A 19,892-nucleotide genomic window follows, 5' to 3' on the forward strand; every position below is an offset into this window, starting at 1 on the left:
GTCTTCCGCATGCGTGTGCCAGGCTGTCGCTCGCAACAAACCGAACAGGGAGGGGTTCGCGGGTGGCCGCGATGCAGCTGACACGCACGCACCGGATACTCATCGGCGTGGTCGTCGCCGGTGCGGTCGTCATCGCCGGTATCGGTTTCGCGGGGTCGTACGCGGCCGTGCGCGAGCTGGCCGAGAAGAAGGGCTTCGGCGGCTTCTCGGTGGTCTTCCCCATCGGTATCGACGCGGGTATCTGCGTCCTGCTGGCTCTCGACCTCCTGCTGACGTGGATCCGCATTCCCTTCCCGCTCCTTCGTCAGACGGCGTGGCTCCTGACGGCGGCGACGATCGCCTTCAACGGCGCCGCCGCCTGGCCGGACCCGCTGGGCGTGGGCATGCACGCCGTCATCCCGGTCCTGTTCGTGGTGGCCGTGGAGGCTGCGCGCCACGCGGTGGGCCGCATCGCCGACATCACGGCCGACAAGCACATGGAGGGCGTCCGCCTCACGCGCTGGCTGCTGTCGCCCGTGCCGACGTTCAAGCTGTGGCGCCGGATGAAGCTGTGGGAGCTGCGTTCGTACGAGCAGGTCATCAAGCTGGAGCAGGACCGCCTGATCTACCAGGCCCGCCTCCAGGCCCGCTTCGGCCGCTCCTGGCGCCGCAAGGCCCCGGTCGAGTCGCTGATGCCGCTGCGCCTGGCGCGGTTCGGCGTTCCGCTTGCGGAGACCGCTCCGGCGGGCCTCGCGGCGGCGGGCATCGAGCCCGCGCTGCTTCCGCCGGCGCCGGTGCCGGTGGCGGCGGAGCCGCAGCAGCACGAGCTGGTGGCGGCGCCTGAGCAGCGGGCCGAGCGGGAGCAGGAGCCGGAGCCCCGGCCGGAGCAGCAGGAGCAGCCCGGACAGCAGGAGCAGCAGGGACCGCAGGAGCAGCAGGGACCGCAGGAGCAGCCCACGCCCGAGGGCGGGCACGTGAGCCCGTGGTTCGCGGCTCAGCAGCCCTCGTACGTTCCCGAGGAGCCGCACGACCAGTGGTACGCGGAGCAGCAGGCGTACGCGGACCAGCAGGCCTATGCCGATCAGCAGGCCTATCTGGAGCAGCAGCAGGCGTACTTCGACGAGCACGGTCAGGCGGCGGCTGCCCCCGTCGGGCCGGAGTCCGAGTTCCAGGTCCCGGCGGGGCCGGGCCGTACCCGTCCGCTCGGTGGTCAGCACCTGATTCCGGGGCCGCGCGAGGAGCAGGGTCCGGAAGGCGAGACGCAGGAGGACGCGCCGGAGGAGCTGGGGCCGCTGCCCGAGGCTTCGGGTCTCCCGGACGACGTCTCGCGTGACGACGCGTACTTCGCCGCGTTCCGCAAGTACGTGAGCGAGCTCGGGGACTATCCCAACGCCCGGCAGTTCGGCCTGTACCTGATGGATCTGTACGGCGTCACCGGCCAGGCGGGCGGCCCTCCGGCGGAGAGCACGCTGCGCCCGTACCTGCGTGATTTCCGGGGTCGCTACCAGGAGGAGCTGGACTCCGAGTACAGCGCGTAGCGTCGGGCCCGCTTGCCCTGACCGGGGTCTCAGGCCCGGCCCGGGTCTCAGGCCCTGCTGCGGGCGCGCTTCTTGCCGGTCTCGCCCCAGATGGCGAGGGCGGCGCCGACGATGAACAGGGCGAGGTACGCGGGGGTGGGGATGTCCCACCACCTCTGGAGTAGGCCCCACGGCTTGTCCCCGAAGATGCGGCCGGCGGCCCCGAGGGCCCCCTGGATCCCGGCGACCCACCCGACGATGGCGATGATTTCCTTCATACGTCCACGATCACGCACCCCGAACCCCGGCACGTCCTGCCCCGGAGTGATCCCCCGGTAGTCCAAAGGATGCAGGGCCTCTACAGCCCCCCAAGAAGCCCGCCGCTTCGCGGCGGAGTCTTTGCCGCCCACCCACCCGATTACCCGGGGTGCTCGGGTGGGTGGGCGGGAGAGCATCCGCCGCGAAGCGGCGGCCCAGTCCACGGCATACGAAGGGGGCCCCGCCCAGCGAAGAGGGGCCCCGCCCAGCGAACCGGACGGCACCCCCTCCCCGTACAGGCAAAGCGCCAAGCGTTACGCGCCGAGCAGCTTCCGCACCCGCTCCGCGCCCACGGCGAGCAGCAGTGTGGGCAGTCGCGGCCCCGTCTCCCGCGTCACCAGGAGGCGGTACAGGAGAGCGAAGAAGGACCGCTGCGCGACCTTGATCTCCGGGGGGAGTTCCTTCGCCGTCGCGTCCGCGGAGAACCCGGCCTGCACCTTCGGCACGCCGTACACCAGGTGCGTGAGCCCGTCGAGGGACCAGTGCGAGTCCAGGCCCTCAAGGAGCAGCCGCAGCGACTCGCGCCCCTCGTCGTCCAGGGAGGAGAGCAGCTCGGTGTCCGGCTCCGCGCGCACGATGGTGCGGGCGTCGGCCGGGACCTGGGTGGTGATCCAGTTCTCGGCACGGTCGAGCCGCGGCCGCGCCTCGTCCAGGGACGAGATCGGGTCGGAGGGGTCCAGGTCCCGCAGAATCCGCAGGGTCTGGTCCTCCGCGCCCGCCGTGACGTCCGCGACGGACGCGAGCGTCCGGTACGGAAGCGGACGCGGGGTCGCGGGCAGCGAACCCGCGGCCGTACGCACCGCACGCGAGTGCGCGGCGGCGTCGGCGGGCAGCGCGGAGCCGTCGGCGACCTTCGCGTCCAGCTTGTCCCACTCGTCGTAGAGCCGCTGGATCTCCTGGTCGAAGGCGATCTTGAAGGACTGGTTGGGCTTGCGCCGGGCGTAGAGCCACCGGAGCAGCGGGGCCTCCATGATCTCCAGCGCGTCGGCCGGGGTCGGCACGCCGCCCTTGGAGGACGACATCTTCGCCATGCCGGAGATGCCCACGAACGCGTACATCGGTCCGATCGGCTGCACGCCGTCGAAGATCTCGCGCACGATCTGCCCGCCGACCACGAAGGACGACCCCGGAGACGAGTGGTCCACGCCGCTCGGCTCGAAGATGACGCCCTCGTAGGCCCAGCGCATGGGCCAGTCGACCTTCCAGACCAGCTTGCCGCGGTTGAACTCGCTGAGGTGGACGGTCTCGCTGTGCCCGCAGTCGGCGCACACGTACGAGAGCTCGGTGCTCTCGTCGTCGTACGACGTGACGGTGGTCAGGTCCTTCTCACACGCGCCGCAGTACGGCTTGTACGGGAAGTACCCGCTGGTGCCGCCGCTGCCGTCGTCCTCGCTGGCGGCGCCGGACCCCTCGGCGGCCTCGAGCTCGGCCTCGTCGACGGGCTTCTGCGACTGCTTCTGGCCGCCCTTCCCGGGGGCCTTCTTGGTGCGGTACTGGTCGAGGATCGCGTCGATGTCACCGCGGTGCTTCATCGCGTGCAGGACCTGCTCGCGGTAGACGCCCGAGGTGTACTGCGCGGTCTGACTGATCCCGTCGTACTCCACGCCCAGCTCGTCCAGCGCCTCGGTCATGGCCGCCTTGAAGTGCTCGGCCCAGTTCGCGTACGCGGAACCGGCCGGGGCGGGCACGGAGGTGAGGGGCTTGCCGATGTGCTGGGCCCAGGTCTCCTTGTCGACGCCGAAGATGCCTTCCGGGACCTTGCGGTACCGGTCGTAGTCGTCCCAGGAGATGAGGTGACGGACCTCGTGCCCGCGCCGCCGGATCTCGTCCGCGACCAGGTGCGGGGTCATGACCTCGCGGAGATTGCCCAGGTGGATGGGGCCGGACGGGGAGAGCCCGGAGGCGACGACGACCGGTTTGCCCGGGGCACGACGCTCCGACTCGGCGATGACCTCGTCCGCGTAGCGGGAGACCCAGTCGGTGGTATCGGTGCTCTGAGCCACGATCGGCACGCCTTTCTTCTTCTACGTGAGTACCGCTTGTCGGAGTCATTCTCCCAGCAAGCCACGCGAGAGCGAAAACGCCTTTGCACCCCATGGGATACTTGCCGGGTCTATCTGCACCTCGAGGAGAACGGCATCCACTCCATGGCCTCGGTCACGTCCCTCACCGCCTCCGTCCACCAGCGCCTCGCGGACGCCCTTTCGGCTGCCCTGCCGGAGGCCGGCGCCGCCGACCCGCTGCTGCGACGAAGCGACCGGGCCGACTACCAGGCCAACGGGATCCTGGCCCTCGCCAAGAAGGCGAAGGCGAACCCGCGCGAGCTGGCGACCCAAGTCGTCGAGCAGATCACCAACGGCGATCTGCTGGCCGATGTCGAGGTGTCGGGCCCCGGCTTCCTGAACGTCACGGTCACCGACAAGGCGATCACCGAGACGCTGGCGGCCCGCGCTGCCGACGGCGACCGGCTCGGCGTGCCGCTGAACCCGGCGGCGGGCACGACGGTCATCGACTACGCCCAGCCGAACGTGGCGAAGGAGATGCACGTCGGTCACCTGCGCTCGGCGGTCATCGGCGACGCGCTGCGCGGCATGCTCGACTTCACGGGCGAGAAGACGATCGGCCGCCACCACATCGGCGACTGGGGCACCCAGTTCGGCATGCTCATCCAGTACCTGATCGAGAACCCCGACCAGTTGGCCCCGGCCGACGACGTCGACGGCGAGCAGGCCATGTCGAACCTGAACCGCATCTACAAGGCGTCCCGTGCCGTCTTCGACGCGGACGAGGACTTCAAGGAGCGGGCCCGCAAGCGGGTCGTCGCGCTCCAGTCCGGCGACAAGGAGACGCTCGACCTGTGGCAGCGGTTCGTCGACGAGTCGAAGATCTACTTCTACTCGGTCTTCGAGAAGCTGGACATGGAGATCCGGGACGACGAGATCGTCGGCGAGTCCGCGTACAACGACATGATGGCCGAGACGGCTCGGATGCTGGAGGAGTCGGGCGTCGCCGTCCGTTCCGAGGGCGCGCTCGTGGTCTTCTTCGACGAGATCCGCGGCAAGGACGACCAGCCGGTGCCGCTGATCGTGCAGAAGAAGGACGGCGGCTTCGGCTACGCGGCCTCCGACCTCTCCGCGATCCGCGACCGCGTCGCCGACCTGCACGCCACCTCGCTGATCTACGTCGTGGACGTACGGCAGTCGCTGCACTTCAAGATGGTCTTCGAGACGGCGCGCCGCGCGGGCTGGCTGAGCAACGACGTCACGGCCCACAACATGGGTTACGGCACGGTGCTCGGCGCGGACGGCAAGCCGTTCAAGACGCGTGAGGGCGAGACGGTCCGACTTGAGGACCTCCTCGACGAGGCCGTCGAGCGGGCGACCGCGGTCGTGCGGGAGAAGGCCGAGAAGATCGGCCTGACCGAGCAGGAGATCGTCGAGAACGGGCGGTTCGTCGGGATCGGCGCGGTGAAGTACGCCGACCTGTCGACGTCCGCGAACCGGGACTACAAGTTCGACCTGGACCAGATGGTGTCGCTGAACGGCGACACGTCCGTCTACCTCCAGTACGCGTACGCGCGGATCAAGTCGATCCTGCGGCGTGCCGGTGACTCGGCGGAGCCCGTCGCGCACCCGGAGCTCGAACTGGCCCCGGCCGAGCGGGCCCTTGGCCTGCATCTGGACGCGTTCGGCGATCTGGTCTTCGAGGCCGCCGCCGAGTACGCGCCGCACAAGCTGGCCGCGTACCTGTACCAGCTGGCGTCGCTGTTCACGACGTTCTACGACCAGTGCCCGGTGGTGAAGCCGCGTCCGGCGCAGGAGATCGTCGAGAACCGGCTGCTCCTGTGCGACCTGACGGCCCGCACGCTCCACCAGGGCATGGCCCTGCTGGGCATCAGGACCCCCGAGCGCCTCTGATCGTCCCTCGAACGACATGTGGCCCGCGTCCCGGAGGGGACGCGGGCCACATGTCGTTCAGGGGCGCGGCGGTCAACCGACCAGCGCACCCCCGAGCCTCCGCAGCCCCTCCGCGATCTCGTCGGGAGTCTGCGTCACGAAGCACATCCGCAGGGTGGCAACGTCAGGCGCCCCCGCATAGAACGGCGCTCCCGGCACGTACGCCACCAGATGCTTCACCACCTCGGGCAGCAAGGCGGTGGTGTCGTACCCGTCGGGCAGCTTCGCCCAGACGAACATGCCGCCCTCGGGCCGGATCCAGCTGGACCCTTCGGGCAACGCGTCCGCGAGCCCGGCCAGCATGGCGTCCCGCCGCTCGCGGTACGCGCCGGTGACGCGGGCGAGGTGCGCGTCGAGGTCGTTGTCCGCCAAGTACCGCGCCGCGGCGAGCTGGTTGACGGTCGGCGTGTGCAGATCCGCGGCCTGTTTGGCGATGGCGCAGGCACGCAGCAGCCCGGCGGGACCGCGCATCCAGCCAAGACGCAGGCCCGGCGCCATGACCTTGGAGAAGCTGCCGAGCAGGACCGTGCGGTCCTCGGCTCCGGGGTACGAGGCGATCCACGGCGCGCGCTCGCCCTCGAAGCGCAGCTCGCCGTACGGGTCGTCCTCGACGATCCACAGTCCGCGCCGCGCGGCGACGGCGGCGATCGCGGCGCGCCGGTCGGCCGGCATGGTGCGGCCCGTGGGGTTCTGGAAGGTGGGCACGGTGTAGAGCAGCTTGGGCTGGTGGAGGGCGACGAGTTCGTCCAGGGCGTCCGGGACGACCCCGGCCTCGTCGCACGGCACGGCTATCACCCGCGCGCCCGCGAAGCCGAAGGCCTGGAGGGCGGCGAGGTAACAGGGGCTCTCGACGAGGACGGTCTCGCCGGGCTCGATGAGGGCGGTGGCGAGCAGCGAGAGCGCCTGCTGCGAACCGGTGGTGACGAGCAGGTCGTCGACCTCGGTCGCCAGGCCGCGCCCGGAGAGCCGTGCGGCGATGGCGGCACGGAGGGTGGGCTCGCCCTCGGTCGTGGAGTACTGGAGGGCCCGCTCGGGCTGTTCGGTGAGCACGGCCTGGAAGGCGGCGGCGATGCCCTCCTTGTCGAAGAGGCCGGGGGCGGGGAGCCCGCCCGCGAAGTTGATGACCTCGGGCCGTGCGGTGACGGCCAGGATGTCCCGTACCGGAGAGCCCCCGACCGAGGCGGCGCGCGCGGCGAGCGGCGGGGTGGGGGCTGTGGTGGCGGCGGGGACTGCTGCGCTGACGGTCATCTGCGACTCCTTCGTTTGTCAGGCAGATTAGGTATGTCCGTGTCGCATACAAGTGTCATTTCGCGATACGGACACGGCTCGATCCGCCGGGCACGGCTGGACCTGCCGGGCACGGCTTGATCCGCCCGACGGTTGCCTGCCGCCCGGTCACGCAGCCGGTTCCGGCACGTTGTCGTTGTCGCGGTTGGTCTTCGTCCACTTCTTGGTGTCGAGCGAATAGCCGTAGACGGGGCGGCTCTTGTCGCCGCTCGTGGCGAACGGCTTGCCCGTGTCGTCGATGCGCACCGTGCCGCTTCGGCCGCCGCTGGACCACTCCAGTTCCAAGTACCAGCGTACGTAGCGGGTGTTGGCGGTCGCTTCGACGTAGAACGCCTCGGGGTCGCTGGCGCTGACCTTGTAGGGGAAATTGTCGTCCCCGGACTGGGGTGCCGGGCGGGGCACCGACGCGTCGAGGTTGACGTCGAAGGTGTGCTTGGGCACGTTGCCGCCGCAGCCGACGCCGAGGTAGCCCATCTTGTAGTTGTTCCAGGCGAGCGGGGCGCCGGTGCCCGCGACGCGGACGTTCAGGGACTCCAGGACGACGGTGTCGTCGCCCTTGCCCTGGACGACCAGCTTCACGGTCTGGTCCCTGGCGGAGACCGCGCCGTTCGCGGACGCCCAGCCGGGGGCGTCCTGCTCGTTGGGGGGCGGGGAGAGGGCGCCGGGCTCCTTGTCGACGAGGTAGGGGTGGCCGCAGGGGTCCTGCCAGTAGTGGGCCTGGGTGGAGACGGTCACCGGGGCGGCACCGCCGGCACCGCCTCCCTCGCCGCCGCCACCGGCGGCGGGCGCCGACGGCTCGTCCCCAGAGCCTTCACCCTTGCCCTTGCCCTTGCCCTCGCCCTCGCCGTCCGGTTCGCCGGAGGGCTTCGCCTCCTTGTCCGGCTTGCCCTTGCCGGACTCCTTCGCGGAGGGCGACGCGGATCCGGGGCCGTCCGGGCCGCCCTCGCGCTTGCCGTCGTCGGCGCTCGGGGAGTCGGTGGACACCTGGTTGCTGTCACCGCCGCCGGATGCGGCCTGTACGGCGACGGCGGTGGCACCGAGCGCGAGCACGACACCGGCGGCGACGAGCACGCGGGCCCTGGGCAGCCGCCTCCCCTCACGCCGCGCCGCCGCGGGGGCGGAGCCGATCACGATGCCGGGGGCTTCGTCCTTGGGGTCGGCGCCGGGAGAGGTTTCGTTGCGGGAGCTTCCGTCGCGGGGGTCTCCGTTGTGGGGGCTTTCGTTGTGGGGGCCTTCGTCGCCGGGGTTCGGTTCGCGGAGGCCTCCGTCGCGGGAATCCGTGCCTTGGGAGCCTCCGTTACGGGGGTCGCCTGCACCGGGATCGGCGGCGGCCGACTCGCCGCGGGCCGGAGCGCCGGGGTTCACGCCACCGGCCGCCGGGGCGCCGGAAGCCGCACCCCCGGAAGCCAAGCCCCCGGACACCGCACCCCCGCGGGACGGTCCAGCCGCGTCACCGGATGCCTCGCCGGGCGAAGGCTCCGGATCCTTGCGGTCACGGTCACGGTCACGTTCGCCGCGCGACGCGTCGGCCAGGATCCACCGCCGGTGGACCTCGACCATCTCCTGCCGCGAGGCCCCGCAGACCCGGGCAAACCGCTCCAACGGAGCGAACTCCGTCGGTACGGCCGACCCGCTGACATAGCGGTGCAGCGTCGACGTCGACACGTGCAATCGCTTGGCCAGCGCCCCGTAACTGAGCCCCGACCGCTCCTTCAACTCCCGCAGCAGTTCCGCGAGATCGCCCGCCCCCACGCCTTCTCCATCCCGTTCATCCGTTCCATGGAACGGAGTTATCGCAGATCACAGCCGTACGAACGTCCCAGCGTCCCCCGCTGTCGTTCCGCGCTGGCCGCCGGGACAGAACCCCGCACAAGCTCTGGGCCATACAAGCACGCCGCGTCCAGAAGCCTTTGGTCGCGACTCACGTCACGCCCGTCACACCGAAAGAGACCAGCCATGCGATTCAGCGCCAAGGCCACCGCCGCCGCAGCAGCCCTCACCGCCGCCCTCTCGCTCACCGCGCTCGGCAGCGCCGCGTCGGCCGTCGCGTCGGCCGCCACGCCCGCCGCGAAGGCCGCGCCGGTCACCTGCTCCGCCGCCACCACGAAGGTCACCGTCAAGGAGGTCAGCCGGCCCGTCAACCACCTGCTTCTGAAGGCCAAGAACACGGGCACGAAGACCTGTTACGCGTACAGCGCGCCGTTCCTCCGCTTCGACGAGGCGCAGGCCCCCACCCCGTGGCTGCACGACAGCACGCCGCAGGCGGTCGTCACGCTGGAGCCGGGCCAGAGCGCGTACGCGGGCATCGCCACGTCGTCGCCGGAAGGCTCGGAGGGCTACCGGGCCCACAGCCTGGATGTCCTGTTCTCCAACCGCGCCGCGAGCGGCGGCGTGGGCGGCCCGGCTGCGGCCAAGCTCCCGTCGGGCGGCGTGTACGTGGACAGCTCGGCGTTCGTCACGTACTGGCAGACGTCGGCGTCGGACGCGCTCCAGTGGTGACTGACGCGCCCGGCCCCGGACCCGCCTCACCAACCTCCGGGTAAGTACGCACAAAAAAGTCGGTACTTGTCCGCTTCTCCGTACACGAGAAGGATCGGAGGCGTTCCCACCAGACGCCTCCGATCGGAGCCCCCCAGCCATGCCCGCTCAGCCCGCACAGCCCGTACAGCCCGCCCAGTCCCCCGTCACCGTCCTCGGCCTCGGCCTCATGGGCACCGCCCTGGCCTCCGCCCTCATCAAGGCGGGCCACCCGACCACGGTCTGGAACCGCACCGCGTCCAAGACGGGCCCCCTGGCCGCCCAGGGAGCGACCCCCGCGGCCACGGCCGGGGAAGCCGTCACCGCGAGCCCCCTCACCCTCGTGTGCCTCACGACCAACCACGACGTCCGCGCCCTCCTCACTCCGGAGGCGGAGTCCCTCGCGGGCCGCACGCTCGTGAACCTCACCAACGGAACACCCGCCCAGGCACGGGAGTTGGCGGCCTGGGCGGCGGCGCACGGCATCACGTACATCGACGGCGGCATCATGGCCGTACCCCAGATGATCGCGACACCCGGCGCGTACATCCTCTACAGCGGTACCGACGAGGCCGCCTACGAGACGCACCGCCCCACGCTGCAAGCGCTCGCGGACACCCAGTGGGTCGGCAAGGACCCCGGCCTCGCCGCCCTCTACGACCTCTCCCTGCTCACCGGCATGTACGGGATGGCGATGGGTGTCGCGCAGGCCTACGCGCTGATCGGCAGCGAGGGCATCCCGGCCCGCGAGTTCGCGCCGCTGCTCGGGGGCTGGGTCGCGGCGATGACGGACGCGATCGTGCCGGAGACGGCCGAGGCGATCGACACCGACCAGCACCTGACCGACGTGTCCAACCTCGCCATGAACCGCGAGGCGTTTCCCAACTTCCTTCAGGCGTATGCCGATCAGGGCCTGCGGACCGAGCTGTTCGAGCCGCTTCAGGGTGTCCTGGACCGCGCGGTCGAGGAGGGCCACGGCGCGGACGGCTTCTCGCGCCTGGTGACCCTCCTCAAGCAGGACTGAGGGGCCGGCACGCAGGACTGAGGAGCCGGCACCGGGGGCTATGGCACGAGCACGACCTTCCCCGTGGTCTCCCGCCGCTCCATGGCCGCATGGGCGCGAGCCGCGTCCGCAAGCGGGAACGTCTGCACCGCGGGCACCAACTCCCCCTTCGCGGCGGCTTCCAGGGCCCGCCGCTCGAATTCGGGCCCGTCCTCGGGCCGCTCGATCAGCTGGAGCAGGGCGTTGGTGACGGTGATCCCCCGTTCCGCCACCACCCCCGCATCCGGTTCGAACTCTTCCTGCGAGGACCAGCCGATGACCACGTACCGCCCGCCCTCACCGAGCAGTCCGAACACGGCGGCGGACTTCTCGCCGCCCACCCCGTCGAGCACGGCACTGACCCGGCGCCCGTCGAGCCGCTCCCGCACGAGGTCCGCCCAGCCGGGTTCGTTGTAGTCGACGGCGAGATCGGCGCCGAGTTCCCAGACGGCCTCGACCTTGTCGGCCCCACCGGCGGCGCCGATCACGACCGCCCCGAGCGCGGCGGCGTACTGCACCACGAGCCGCCCGACGCCCCCGGCGGCTGACGTCACGAGGACCACGTCGTCGGCGGTGAGCCGGGCGGCGTCCAGGAGCCCCATGGTCGTCGCCCCGGTCATCACCATGGTCACCGCGGCCTCGAACCCGAGCCCGTCCGGCACCTCGTGCAGCCGCGCGAGATCGGCCACGGCGAGCTCGGCGTACCCGCCGGGTTCGCTGCGCGGGGTCACCACGGACCGCCCCAGCCACGCGGCATCCACACCGGGGCCCACCGCGTCGACGACCCCGGCGACCTCCCCGCCGAAGACGGAGGGCAGCTCGGGCAGCGGAGGCGCCATGTCACTCGCGGCGCCCCGCCGCATGACGGTCTCGACGAAGTGGACTCCCGCGGCCCGTACGGCGATGCGCACCTGGCCCGGCCCCGCGACGGGGTCGGGCAAGGTCTCGTACGTCAGGTTCTCGGCGGGCCCGAACTCGTGCAGGACGACGGCGTGCATGGCGTGCTCCTCGGTAGCGGCGGAACGTCGACGCACACCATCCTGGAACCTCAAGCAAACTTGAGGTCAAGAGGTCAAGAGGTCAAGCACACGGCCCGTCCGGGCCCCGGAGCCTCAGAGCTTGCGCGCCACCTCGGTCGCCCAGTACGTGAGGATCATGTTGGCGCCCGCACGCTTGATGCCGGTGAGCGATTCCATGATCGCCTGGTCCCGGTCGATCCAGCCGCGCTGGGCGGCGGCCTCGATCATCGAGTACTCGCCGGAGATCTGGTACGCCGCGACCGGCACGTCCACGGCGTCGGACACCCGCGCGAGGATGTCCAGGTAGGGCCCGGCGGGCTTCACCATGACCATGTCGGCGCCCTCTTCGAGGTCGAGCGCAAGCTCCCGCAGGGACTCACGGCTGTTGGCCGGGTCCTGCTGGTAGGTCTTGCGGTCGCCCTTCAGGGACGAGCCGACGGCCTCACGGAAGGGACCGAAGAAGGCGGACGAGTACTTCACGGTGTAGGCGAGGATGGACACGTCCTCGTGCCCCACCTGGTCCAACGCGTCGCGGATGACACCGATCTGACCGTCCATCATGCCGCTCGGGCCCACCACGTGCGCACCCGCGTCGGCCTGGACCTGCGCCATCTCGGCGTACCGCTCAAGGGTGGCGTCGTTGTCGACGCGTCCCTCGGCGTCCAGGACACCGCAGTGGCCGTGATCGGTGAACTCGTCGAGGCACAGGTCGGACATGACGATGAGGTCGTCGCCGACCTCCGCGCGCACATCGCGCAGCGCGACCTGGAGAATCCCGTCCGGATCGGTGCCGACGGTCCCCGCGGCGTCCTTCTTCTCCTCCTCCGGCACTCCGAAGAGCATGATCCCGGAGACCCCGGCCTCCATCGCCTCGACGGCGGCCTTCTTCAGGCTGTCGCGGGTGTGCTGGACGACGCCGGGCATGGCGCCGATCTCCACGGGCGCGCTGATTCCCTCGCGCACGAACGCGGGCAGGATCAGGTCGGCCGGGTGCAGCCGCGTCTGGGCGACCATGCGCCGCATGGCGGGAGTGGTCCGCAGACGCCGGGGCCGCGCTCCGGGAAACGATCCGTACTTGGTCACTGTCTCTCTCACCTCACGCTGTGTCTGGCACTCCGGCCCGCCCCAGACCCAACCTCAAACGCCGGACAGGCTGGGATATCCAGCCTGTCCGGCGTTTGAGGACGAACTCGGCGAAGCCGGTGATTCACGGTACGCCCGGCACTCAGGGTGCCGCACGCCGCCTACGGGATCCGGGACGCCGCTCGCTGGGCCGGGTGACGGGGTCCCCCGCCTCCAGGGCGGAGAGCCTGCGCCGGGTGCCGAACTCGGCAAGCGCCTCGGCGAGCTTGTGGACGGACGGCTCCGGAGCCATCACGTCCACCCGGAGCCCGTGCTCCTCCGCGGTCTTGGCGGTGGCGGGGCCGATACACGCGATGACGGTCACGTTGTGCGGCTTGCCCGCGATGCCGACCAGGTTCCGCACGGTCGACGAGGACGTGAAGAGCACCGCGTCGAACCCGCCGCCCTTGATCGCCTCGCGCGTGTCCGCCGGGGGCGGCGACGCGCGCACGGTCCGGTAGGCGGTCACGTCGTCGACCTCCCACCCGAGGTCGATGAGCCCGGCGACCAGGGTCTCCGTGGCGATGTCGGCCCGCGGCAGGAAGACCCGGTCGATCGGGTCGAAGACGGGGTCGTACGGCGGCCAGTCCTCCAGGAGACCGGCGGCCGACTGCTCGCCGCTGGGCACCAGGTCGGGCTTCACGCCGAAGGCGATCAGCGCCGCGGCCGTCTGCTCGCCCACCGCCGCGACCTTGATCCCGGCGAAGGCGCGCGCGTCGAGCCCGTACTCCTCGAACTTCTCGCGCACCGCCTTGACAGCGTTGACGCTGGTGAAGGCGATCCACTCGTAGCGGCCCGTGACGAGCCCCTTGACCGCGCGCTCCATCTGCTGCGGCGTGCGGGGCGGCTCCACGGCGATGGTCGGCACCTCATGGGGCACCGCGCCGTAGGAGCTCAGCTGGTCGGAGAGCGAGGCCGCCTGCTCCTTCGTACGCGGGACGAGCACCCGCCACCCGAAGAGCGGCTTCGACTCGAACCACGACAGCTGGTCGCGCTGGGCGGCGGCGGACCGCTCACCGACCACGGCTATGACCGGCTGTCCCCCGTCGGGCGAGGGCAGCACCTTCGCCTGCTTGAGGACCTGCGCGATGGTGCCCAGGGTCGCCTGCCACGTGCGCTGACGCGTCGTCGTACCGGCGATGGTGACCGTCATCGGGGTGTCCGGCTTGCGCCCGGAGGACACCAGTTCACCGGCGGCCGACGCCACGGAGTCCAGGGACGTCGACACGACCAGGGTCCCGTCGGACGCCCCCACCTCGCTCCAGCAGCGGTCGGACGCGGTGCGCGCGTCGACGAAACGCACGTCCGTGCCCTGTGCGTCGCGCAGCGGGACACCGGCGTAGGCGGGTACACCGACCGCCGCCGCGATGCCGGGCACGACTTCGAAGGAGATGCCCTCGGAGGCGCAGGCGAGCATCTCCTCGGCCGCGTACGTGTCGAGGCCGACGTCGCCGCTGACGGCACGTACGACCCGCTTGCCGCCCCTCGCCGCCTCCATGACAAGATTGGTCGCGGCTCGCACAGAAGACGCTTCGGCGATCGCTGATGCGTCGTCAACTGCCCCTGGCCGAGGTGTGTCCACACCTCCCCTGGCATGCGCGCGAACGACGTCGAGCACATCCGGCTCGGCGATCAGTACGTCCGCTCGGGCCAGCGCCTCCACGGCGCGCAGCGTGAGTAGTCCCGGATCTCCGGGTCCGGCACCAAGGAAGGTGACGTGCCCGTGTGCGGGAAGGCCGGGAAGGTTCGAGGTGGGGCTCAAAGTGCTCGCTCCCCCATCAGACCGGCCGCGCCCTTGGCAAGCATCTCGGCAGCGAGTTCACGGCCGAGCGCCAAGGCTTGGTCATGCGTCTCGGGCACGGGACCGGTGGTGGACAGCTGCACCAGCGCCGAGCCGTCGGTTGCCCCGACGACGCCGCGCAGGCGCATTTCCTTGACAATCTGCCCGTCGGCCAACAGGTCGGCCAGCGCTCCCACAGGTGCGCTGCAGCCGGCCTCCAGGGCGGCGAGCAGGGACCGCTCGGCGGTCACGGCGGCCCGGGTGTACGGGTCGTCGAGCTCGGCGAGCGCGGCGGTCAGCGACGCGTCGGACGCGGCGCATTCGATCGCCAGTGCCCCCTGGCCGGGGGCGGGCAGAACTGTGTCGACCGACAGGAAGTCGGTCACCTCGTCGATCCTGCCGACGCGGTGAAGTCCGGCGGCGGCGAGCACGACGGCGTCGAGCTCGCCCTTGTGCACGAATCCGATGCGGGTGTCGATGTTCCCGCGGATCGGCACGGTCTCTATGGCGATCCCGTGGTTACGTGCGTAGGCGTTGAGCTGCGCCATGCGGCGGGGCGAGCCCGTGCCGATGCGTGCGCCGCTCGTCAGCTCCGGGAAGGTCAGGCCGTCGCGCGCGATGAGCACGTCACGGGGGTCCTCGCGCGGCGGCACCGCGGCCAGGGCCAGGTCGTCCGGCTGCGCGGTCGGCAGGTCCTTCAGCGAGTGCACGGCGAAGTCGACCTCGCCGCCGAGCAGCGCGTCGCGCAGCGCGGTCACGAAGACGCCGGTGCCGCCGATCTGCGCCAGGTGCTCACGGGACGTATCGCCGTACGTCGTGATCTCCACGAGCTCTACGGGGCGGCCGGTCAACCGGCGTACGGTATCGGCCACTTGCCCGGACTGGGCCATGGCCAGCTTGCTGCGCCGTGTCCCGAGCCTGAGTGCCCTCTCGGTCATGCCCGGCCTCGATTCGGATCTGATTGCGGTGCGTTCTGATCGGTCTGATCAGTGGATTCGTTGATCTTGTCGGCCCTGCTGACGGCGGCGACCGTCTGCGGGTCGAGGTCGAAGAGGGTGCGCAGCGCGTCCGCGTACCCGGCGCCGCCGGGCTCGCCGGCCAGCTGCTTGACCCGCACGGTGGGTGCGTGCAGCAGTTTGTCGACGACGCGGCGGACGGTCTGGGTGATCTCCGCGCGCTCCTTCTGGTCAAGTCCGGGGAGCCGTCCGTCGAGCCGCGCGATCTCGCTCGCGACGACGTCGGCGGCCATGGTGCGCAGGGCGACCACGGTCGGCGTGATGTGCGCGGCCCGCTGCGCGGCGCCGAAGGCGGCGACCTCGTCGGAGACGATCGCGCGGACCTGCTCCACGTCGTCGGCCATCGGTGCGTCGGCGGACGCGTCGGCGAGCGACTCGATGTCGACGAGGCGTACGCCTTCGATGCGGTGCACGGCGGCGTCGATGTCGCGGGGCATGGCCAGGTCGAGCAGCGCGAGCAGGACGTTGCCCGTCTCGACGAGCGAGGGGCGGCGGCGCAGCTCGGGCACCCGTCCGGTGGCGGCCACGGCCGCGGCGAGCGCGGTGATCGTGTCGGTCTCGCTCTGCGGGTCGTGGCGGCGCGCGGCGGGCGCGTTGTCCACCCAGGCCGCGTGCTGTTCGAGGGTCGCGGCGTCCATCCCGGCCACGGCGTCCTCGCCCATGACGGAGAAGCCGACGCCGCGGGGTACGGCCGCACCGTCGCCGGAGAGCCCGAGCGGGCACGCCTCGTCGGTGTCGGGGGCGGTGTCGGTGTCGTACGGGGCGGAGGAGGCCGCGGAGCCGGTCGCCGGTACGCGCGGTGCCGGTGCGCCCACCGCGACGGGTGCGCCCGCGCGGTCCGCGACCGAGGCCGCGACGGCTTCGCCGGTCAGCACGAGGCCTGTGGCGCCGGTGCACGACACGGCGACATCTGCACGTGTCAGTTCGGCCGCCACCTCGTCCATCGGCACGGCGCGCGCGACGGTGCCCGTGGCGCCCGCGGTCAGGATCTCGGCCAGGCGGTGCGCCCGCTCAAGGGTGCGGTTGGCGACGACGACTTCTTCGATCCCGGCGCGCGCGAGGGTGGCCGCGGCGAGCGAGGACATGGATCCGGCGCCGATGACCAGGGCGCGCTTGCCCTTGACCCAGGTCTCGACCGGTTCGCGCCCGGCGAGCTGTTCGAGGCCGAAGGTCACGAGCGACTGCCCGGCCCGGTCGATGCCGGTCTCCGAGTGCGCGCGCTTGCCGACCCGCAGGGCCTGCTGGAAGAGGTCGTTGAGGAGGCGCCCGGCGGTGTGCAGTTCCTGGGCGCGCGCGAGGGTGTCCTTGATCTGGCCGAGGATCTGGCCCTCGCCGACGACCATCGAGTCCAGGCCGCAGGCCACCGAGAACAGGTGGTGGACGGCTCGGTCCTCGTAGTGGACGTAGAGATAAGGAGTGAGCTCTTCCAGGCCGACGCCGCTGTGCTGGGCGAGCAGCGTGGACAGCTCGGCGACGCCCGCGTGGAACTTGTCCACGTCGGCGTACAGCTCGATGCGGTTGCAGGTGGCGAGCACGGCCGCTTCGGCGGCGGGCTCGGCGGCGAGCGTGTCCTGGAGCAGCTTGGCCTGCGCGTCGGCGGCCAGGGCGGCGCGCTCCAGCACGCTCACCGGGGCGCTGCGGTGGCTCAGCCCTACGACGAGGAGACTCATGCCGGCATCACGGCGGGGACGTCCCCGTCGGGTCCTTTGCGCTGCTGCTTGGCGGCGGAGGGCGGCACGGCACCGTCGTCCGAGGCTTCCTCGCCGGCCTTGCGCTGCTCGTGGAAGGCGAGGATCTGCAGCTCGATGGAGAGGTCCACCTTGCGTACGTCGACGCCGTCGGGCACGGAGAGAACGGTGGGCGCGAAGTTCAGGATCGAGGTCACACCGGCGGCGACGAGCCGCTCGCAGACCTGCTGGGCGGCGCCCGCCGGGGTGGAGATGACGCCGATGGAGACGCCGTTGTCGCTGATGATCTTTTCGAGGTCGTCCGTGTGCTGCACCGGCATGCCCGCGACGGGCGTGCCCGCCATCGCGGGGTCGGCGTCGATCAGCGCGGCGACCCGGAAGCCGCGCGAGGCGAACCCGCCGTAATTGGCGAGCGCCGCACCGAGGTTACCGATACCGACGATCACCACGGGCCAGTCCTGGGTCAGGCCGAGCTCGCGCGAGATCTGGTAGACGAGGTACTCGACGTCGTAGCCCACGCCGCGCGTCCCGTAGGAACCGAGGTAGGAGAAGTCCTTGCGCAGCTTCGCGGAGTTGACCCCCGCGGCGGCCGCGAGCTCCTCGGAGGAGACCGTGGGCACCGAGCGCTCCGACAGTGCGGTGAGGGCTCGGAGGTACAGCGGAAGCCTGGCGACGGTGGCCTCGGGAATCCCTCGGCTGCGGGTCGCCGGTCGGTGAGTTCGGCCAGTTGCCACGGTGCTCCTGCGGGTAGAGCGGGGCTGCAGGCGGTCACACGTCCCCAGACCGCCCCGTCGAATGCAGGCTATGTCTTTGTGAACGCGTGCACAAAGATAGTGTCCGATTTGCCCGGCCAACGTGACCGGGGTCACGCGCCCCGGGCGCGCATTCCTGGAACCGGCGCGCAGGGGGCGGCGTTGCTCATTTGATGGGGGCAAAACCGCACACTCTCCTCACGATCATCGCCCCCGAGACCAAACCGCCCACGATCCTAAGGGACCATTCGGGCCGTTTGTACTCGTCGGTCAGTGACGTTTCGGACTACGGAGCGAGCGCGCGACGCAGCCGGTCTTCGTCCACGCGCCAGAAGGTGTGCTGCTCGCCGTCGACCAGAACCACCGGGATCTGTTCCCAGTAGGCCCGGTTGAGCTCTTCGTCCTGCGTGATGTCCTTCTTCTCCCACGCGACCTCCAGCTCGCCGCAGACCTTCTCGATCACCAGCTGTGCGTCATCACACAGATGGCAGCCGGGCTTGCCGATCAAGGTGACGGTCCGCTCCTGCGGCTTCTTCTTCTCCGTACGGCGGAAAATCGGGCTCATGACACCATTCTCGCCCCGCCGACGCGCCGCACGGCCCGCCATTTGCCCGCACGTTTAACGGTGCGGTCGCGGAGAGTTCACAGCACGGAATCCTGCCGACTCCGGAACGACCGAACGAACTAGCTATGCTCACGACATGGCCGCTCTCGGATGGCTCACCCCCCGTAGGCGCTCCGCCACCGCGCGGAGCGTGTTGGCAGGCGAGGCCTCGGCTGAGGCAGCGCGCAAGTCCTCCCAGGAGCTGGAGGCACTCGACGAGGCCGCGGCAGCCGCGGCCGTCGCGGAGGAACCCGCTCCACCGGAGCCCGCCGAGCCGGAGTTCCCGGTCGTCGGCGACGACAAGGCGGCTGCCTTCTTCGACCTCGACAACACCGTGATGCAGGGCGCCGCGATCTTCCACTTCGGCCGCGGCCTCTACAAGCGGAAGTTCTTCGAGCGCCAGGAGCTCGCCAGATTCGCCTGGCAGCAGGCGTGGTTCAGGCTCGCGGGCGTCGAGGACCCCGAGCACATGCAGGACGCCCGCGACAGCGCCCTGTCCATCGTCAAGGGCCACCGCGTCGCCGAGCTGATGTCCATCGGCGAGGAGATCTACGACGAGTACATGGCCGAGCGCATCTGGCCCGGCACGCGCGCCCTGGCCCAGGCCCACCTCGACGCCGGCCAGAAGGTCTGGCTGGTCACGGCCGCCCCGGTGGAGACCGCGACGATCATCGCCCGCCGCCTGGGCCTGACCGGCGCGCTCGGCACGGTCGCCGAGTCCATGGACGGCATCTATACGGGAAAGCTCGTCGGCGAGCCCCTGCACGGCCCCGCGAAGGCCGAGGCGGTACGGGCCCTGGCTTCGGCGGAGGGCCTGGACCTGGCCCGCTGCGCGGCGTACAGCGATTCGCACAACGACATCCCGATGCTGTCGCTCGTCGGGCATCCGTACGCGATCAATCCCGACGCCAAGCTGCGCAAGCACGCGCGCGAGCGGGACTGGCGCCTGCGGGACTACCGCACCGGCCGCAAGGCCGCGAAGGTCGGTATCCCGGCCGCGGCGGGCGTCGGCGCCCTGGCGGGCGGCACGGCCGCGGCCATCGCCCTGCACCGCCGCCGCCACTGAACATTCTCTCGCTCATACCCCGCCCCGGCTCCCGCCAGTCACGTTGGTAGCAGTCGACCACAACACGCACCTCGCTTAGCCGGAATGTGACCCATTTCGATCAACAAGCGATCACTGTGCGCTACTTGAACGGGCATCGACCGATAACAGAAGCGACGTAATCGGTGATTTGAGCAACTGGGTGTAGTGCCGCCTGTACGAAGCGTTATTCTCCTCAGACGCATTACGG

The 19,892-nt window shown here is 70.9% G+C and carries 16 protein-coding genes; 5 read left to right on the forward strand and 11 right to left on the reverse strand.

Annotated features, from left to right (window positions below):
• Positions 1-62: 62 nt before the first annotated feature.
• Complete coding sequence (locus ABZ906_RS44070) at positions 63-1,517, forward strand: DUF2637 domain-containing protein (protein ID WP_361392823.1); 1,455 nt, start codon at positions 63-65, stop codon at positions 1,515-1,517.
• Between the two features lie 47 nt (positions 1,518-1,564).
• Here the strand turns inward: ABZ906_RS44070 and ABZ906_RS44075 are convergent, their stop codons facing one another.
• Together ABZ906_RS44075 and lysS are read right to left on the reverse strand one after the other, a co-directional pair.
• Positions 1,565-1,774, reverse strand: coding sequence for a hypothetical protein (locus ABZ906_RS44075; RefSeq protein WP_361392825.1), 210 nt, complete (start codon positions 1,772-1,774; stop codon positions 1,565-1,567).
• A 294-nt stretch (positions 1,775-2,068) separates the two neighbouring features.
• Positions 2,069-3,826 (reverse strand): lysine--tRNA ligase, encoded by a 1,758-nt coding sequence (gene lysS / locus ABZ906_RS44080; protein WP_361392826.1) that lies wholly within the window; start codon positions 3,824-3,826, stop codon positions 2,069-2,071.
• Positions 3,827-3,961: 135 nt separating this feature from the next.
• Between lysS and argS the strand changes: the two genes are divergently transcribed.
• The gene (gene argS, locus ABZ906_RS44085) at positions 3,962-5,731 is read left to right on the forward strand and encodes an arginine--tRNA ligase (RefSeq protein WP_361392828.1); all 1,770 of its coding nucleotides are present in this window, start codon (positions 3,962-3,964) and stop codon (positions 5,729-5,731) included.
• Between the two features lie 72 nt (positions 5,732-5,803).
• On the opposite strand, the gene ABZ906_RS44090 is transcribed toward argS, so the two are convergent.
• Both ABZ906_RS44090 and ABZ906_RS44095 read right to left on the reverse strand, forming a co-directional pair.
• Positions 5,804-7,018 (reverse strand): PLP-dependent aminotransferase family protein, encoded by a 1,215-nt coding sequence (locus tag ABZ906_RS44090; protein ID WP_361392830.1) that lies wholly within the window; start codon positions 7,016-7,018, stop codon positions 5,804-5,806.
• A gap of 147 nt (positions 7,019-7,165) precedes the next feature.
• Positions 7,166-8,809, reverse strand: coding sequence for a helix-turn-helix domain-containing protein (locus tag ABZ906_RS44095; protein ID WP_361392832.1), 1,644 nt, complete (start codon positions 8,807-8,809; stop codon positions 7,166-7,168).
• A 204-nt stretch (positions 8,810-9,013) separates the two neighbouring features.
• Here ABZ906_RS44095 and ABZ906_RS44100 point away from each other — a divergent pair, with 204 nt between their 5' ends.
• Together ABZ906_RS44100 and ABZ906_RS44105 are read left to right on the forward strand one after the other, a co-directional pair.
• Positions 9,014-9,556, forward strand: a complete 543-nt coding sequence (locus tag ABZ906_RS44100) for a DUF4232 domain-containing protein (RefSeq protein WP_361392834.1) — start codon at positions 9,014-9,016, stop codon at positions 9,554-9,556.
• Between the two features lie 139 nt (positions 9,557-9,695).
• Positions 9,696-10,598 carry an NAD(P)-binding domain-containing protein gene (locus tag ABZ906_RS44105; RefSeq protein ID WP_361392836.1) on the forward strand — a complete coding sequence of 301 codons (903 nt, stop codon included), beginning with the start codon at positions 9,696-9,698 and terminating at the stop codon, positions 10,596-10,598.
• 38 nt (positions 10,599-10,636) lie between these two features.
• Here ABZ906_RS44105 and ABZ906_RS44110 read toward each other — a convergent pair whose 3' ends face one another.
• The 7 genes from ABZ906_RS44110 to ABZ906_RS44140 all read right to left on the reverse strand — a co-directional run bounded on the left by ABZ906_RS44110 (position 10,637) and on the right by ABZ906_RS44140 (position 18,558).
• Entirely contained in the window at positions 10,637-11,614 is a 978-nt protein-coding gene (locus ABZ906_RS44110) for a zinc-binding dehydrogenase (protein ID WP_361392838.1), read from the reverse strand.
• A 114-nt stretch (positions 11,615-11,728) separates the two neighbouring features.
• On the reverse strand, positions 11,729-12,718 hold the full coding sequence (gene hemB / locus ABZ906_RS44115; protein WP_361392859.1) for a porphobilinogen synthase: 990 nt from the start codon (positions 12,716-12,718) through the stop codon (positions 11,729-11,731).
• A 142-nt stretch (positions 12,719-12,860) separates the two neighbouring features.
• On the reverse strand, positions 12,861-14,519 hold the full coding sequence (locus ABZ906_RS44120; protein WP_361199430.1) for a bifunctional uroporphyrinogen-III C-methyltransferase/uroporphyrinogen-III synthase: 1,659 nt from the start codon (positions 14,517-14,519) through the stop codon (positions 12,861-12,863).
• Complete coding sequence (hemC, locus tag ABZ906_RS44125) at positions 14,516-15,475, reverse strand: hydroxymethylbilane synthase (RefSeq protein WP_361392840.1); 960 nt, start codon at positions 15,473-15,475, stop codon at positions 14,516-14,518. The genes ABZ906_RS44120 and hemC overlap by 4 nt, the downstream gene beginning before the upstream one ends.
• Complete coding sequence (locus ABZ906_RS44130; RefSeq protein ID WP_361199424.1) at positions 15,472-17,223, reverse strand: glutamyl-tRNA reductase; 1,752 nt, start codon at positions 17,221-17,223, stop codon at positions 15,472-15,474. Before ABZ906_RS44130 ends, hemC begins: the two co-directional genes overlap by 4 nt.
• Positions 17,220-17,975: a redox-sensing transcriptional repressor Rex gene (locus ABZ906_RS44135; RefSeq protein ID WP_361392842.1), complete on the reverse strand. Its 756-nt coding sequence runs from the start codon at positions 17,973-17,975 to the stop codon at positions 17,220-17,222. Before ABZ906_RS44135 ends, ABZ906_RS44130 begins: the two co-directional genes overlap by 4 nt.
• A 304-nt stretch (positions 17,976-18,279) precedes the next feature.
• Positions 18,280-18,558, reverse strand: a complete 279-nt coding sequence (locus tag ABZ906_RS44140; protein ID WP_361199418.1) for a glutaredoxin family protein — start codon at positions 18,556-18,558, stop codon at positions 18,280-18,282.
• A 136-nt stretch (positions 18,559-18,694) separates the two neighbouring features.
• Between ABZ906_RS44140 and ABZ906_RS44145 the strand changes: the two genes are divergently transcribed.
• A complete protein-coding gene (locus tag ABZ906_RS44145) occupies positions 18,695-19,663 on the forward strand; it encodes an HAD-IB family hydrolase (protein WP_361392844.1) in 969 nt (322 codons plus the stop codon).
• The last annotated feature ends 229 nt before the right edge of the window (positions 19,664-19,892 follow it).

Source organism: Streptomyces sp. NPDC046925, from assembly GCF_040644915.1.
Taxonomy (GTDB): Bacteria; Actinomycetota; Actinomycetes; order Streptomycetales; family Streptomycetaceae; genus Streptomyces.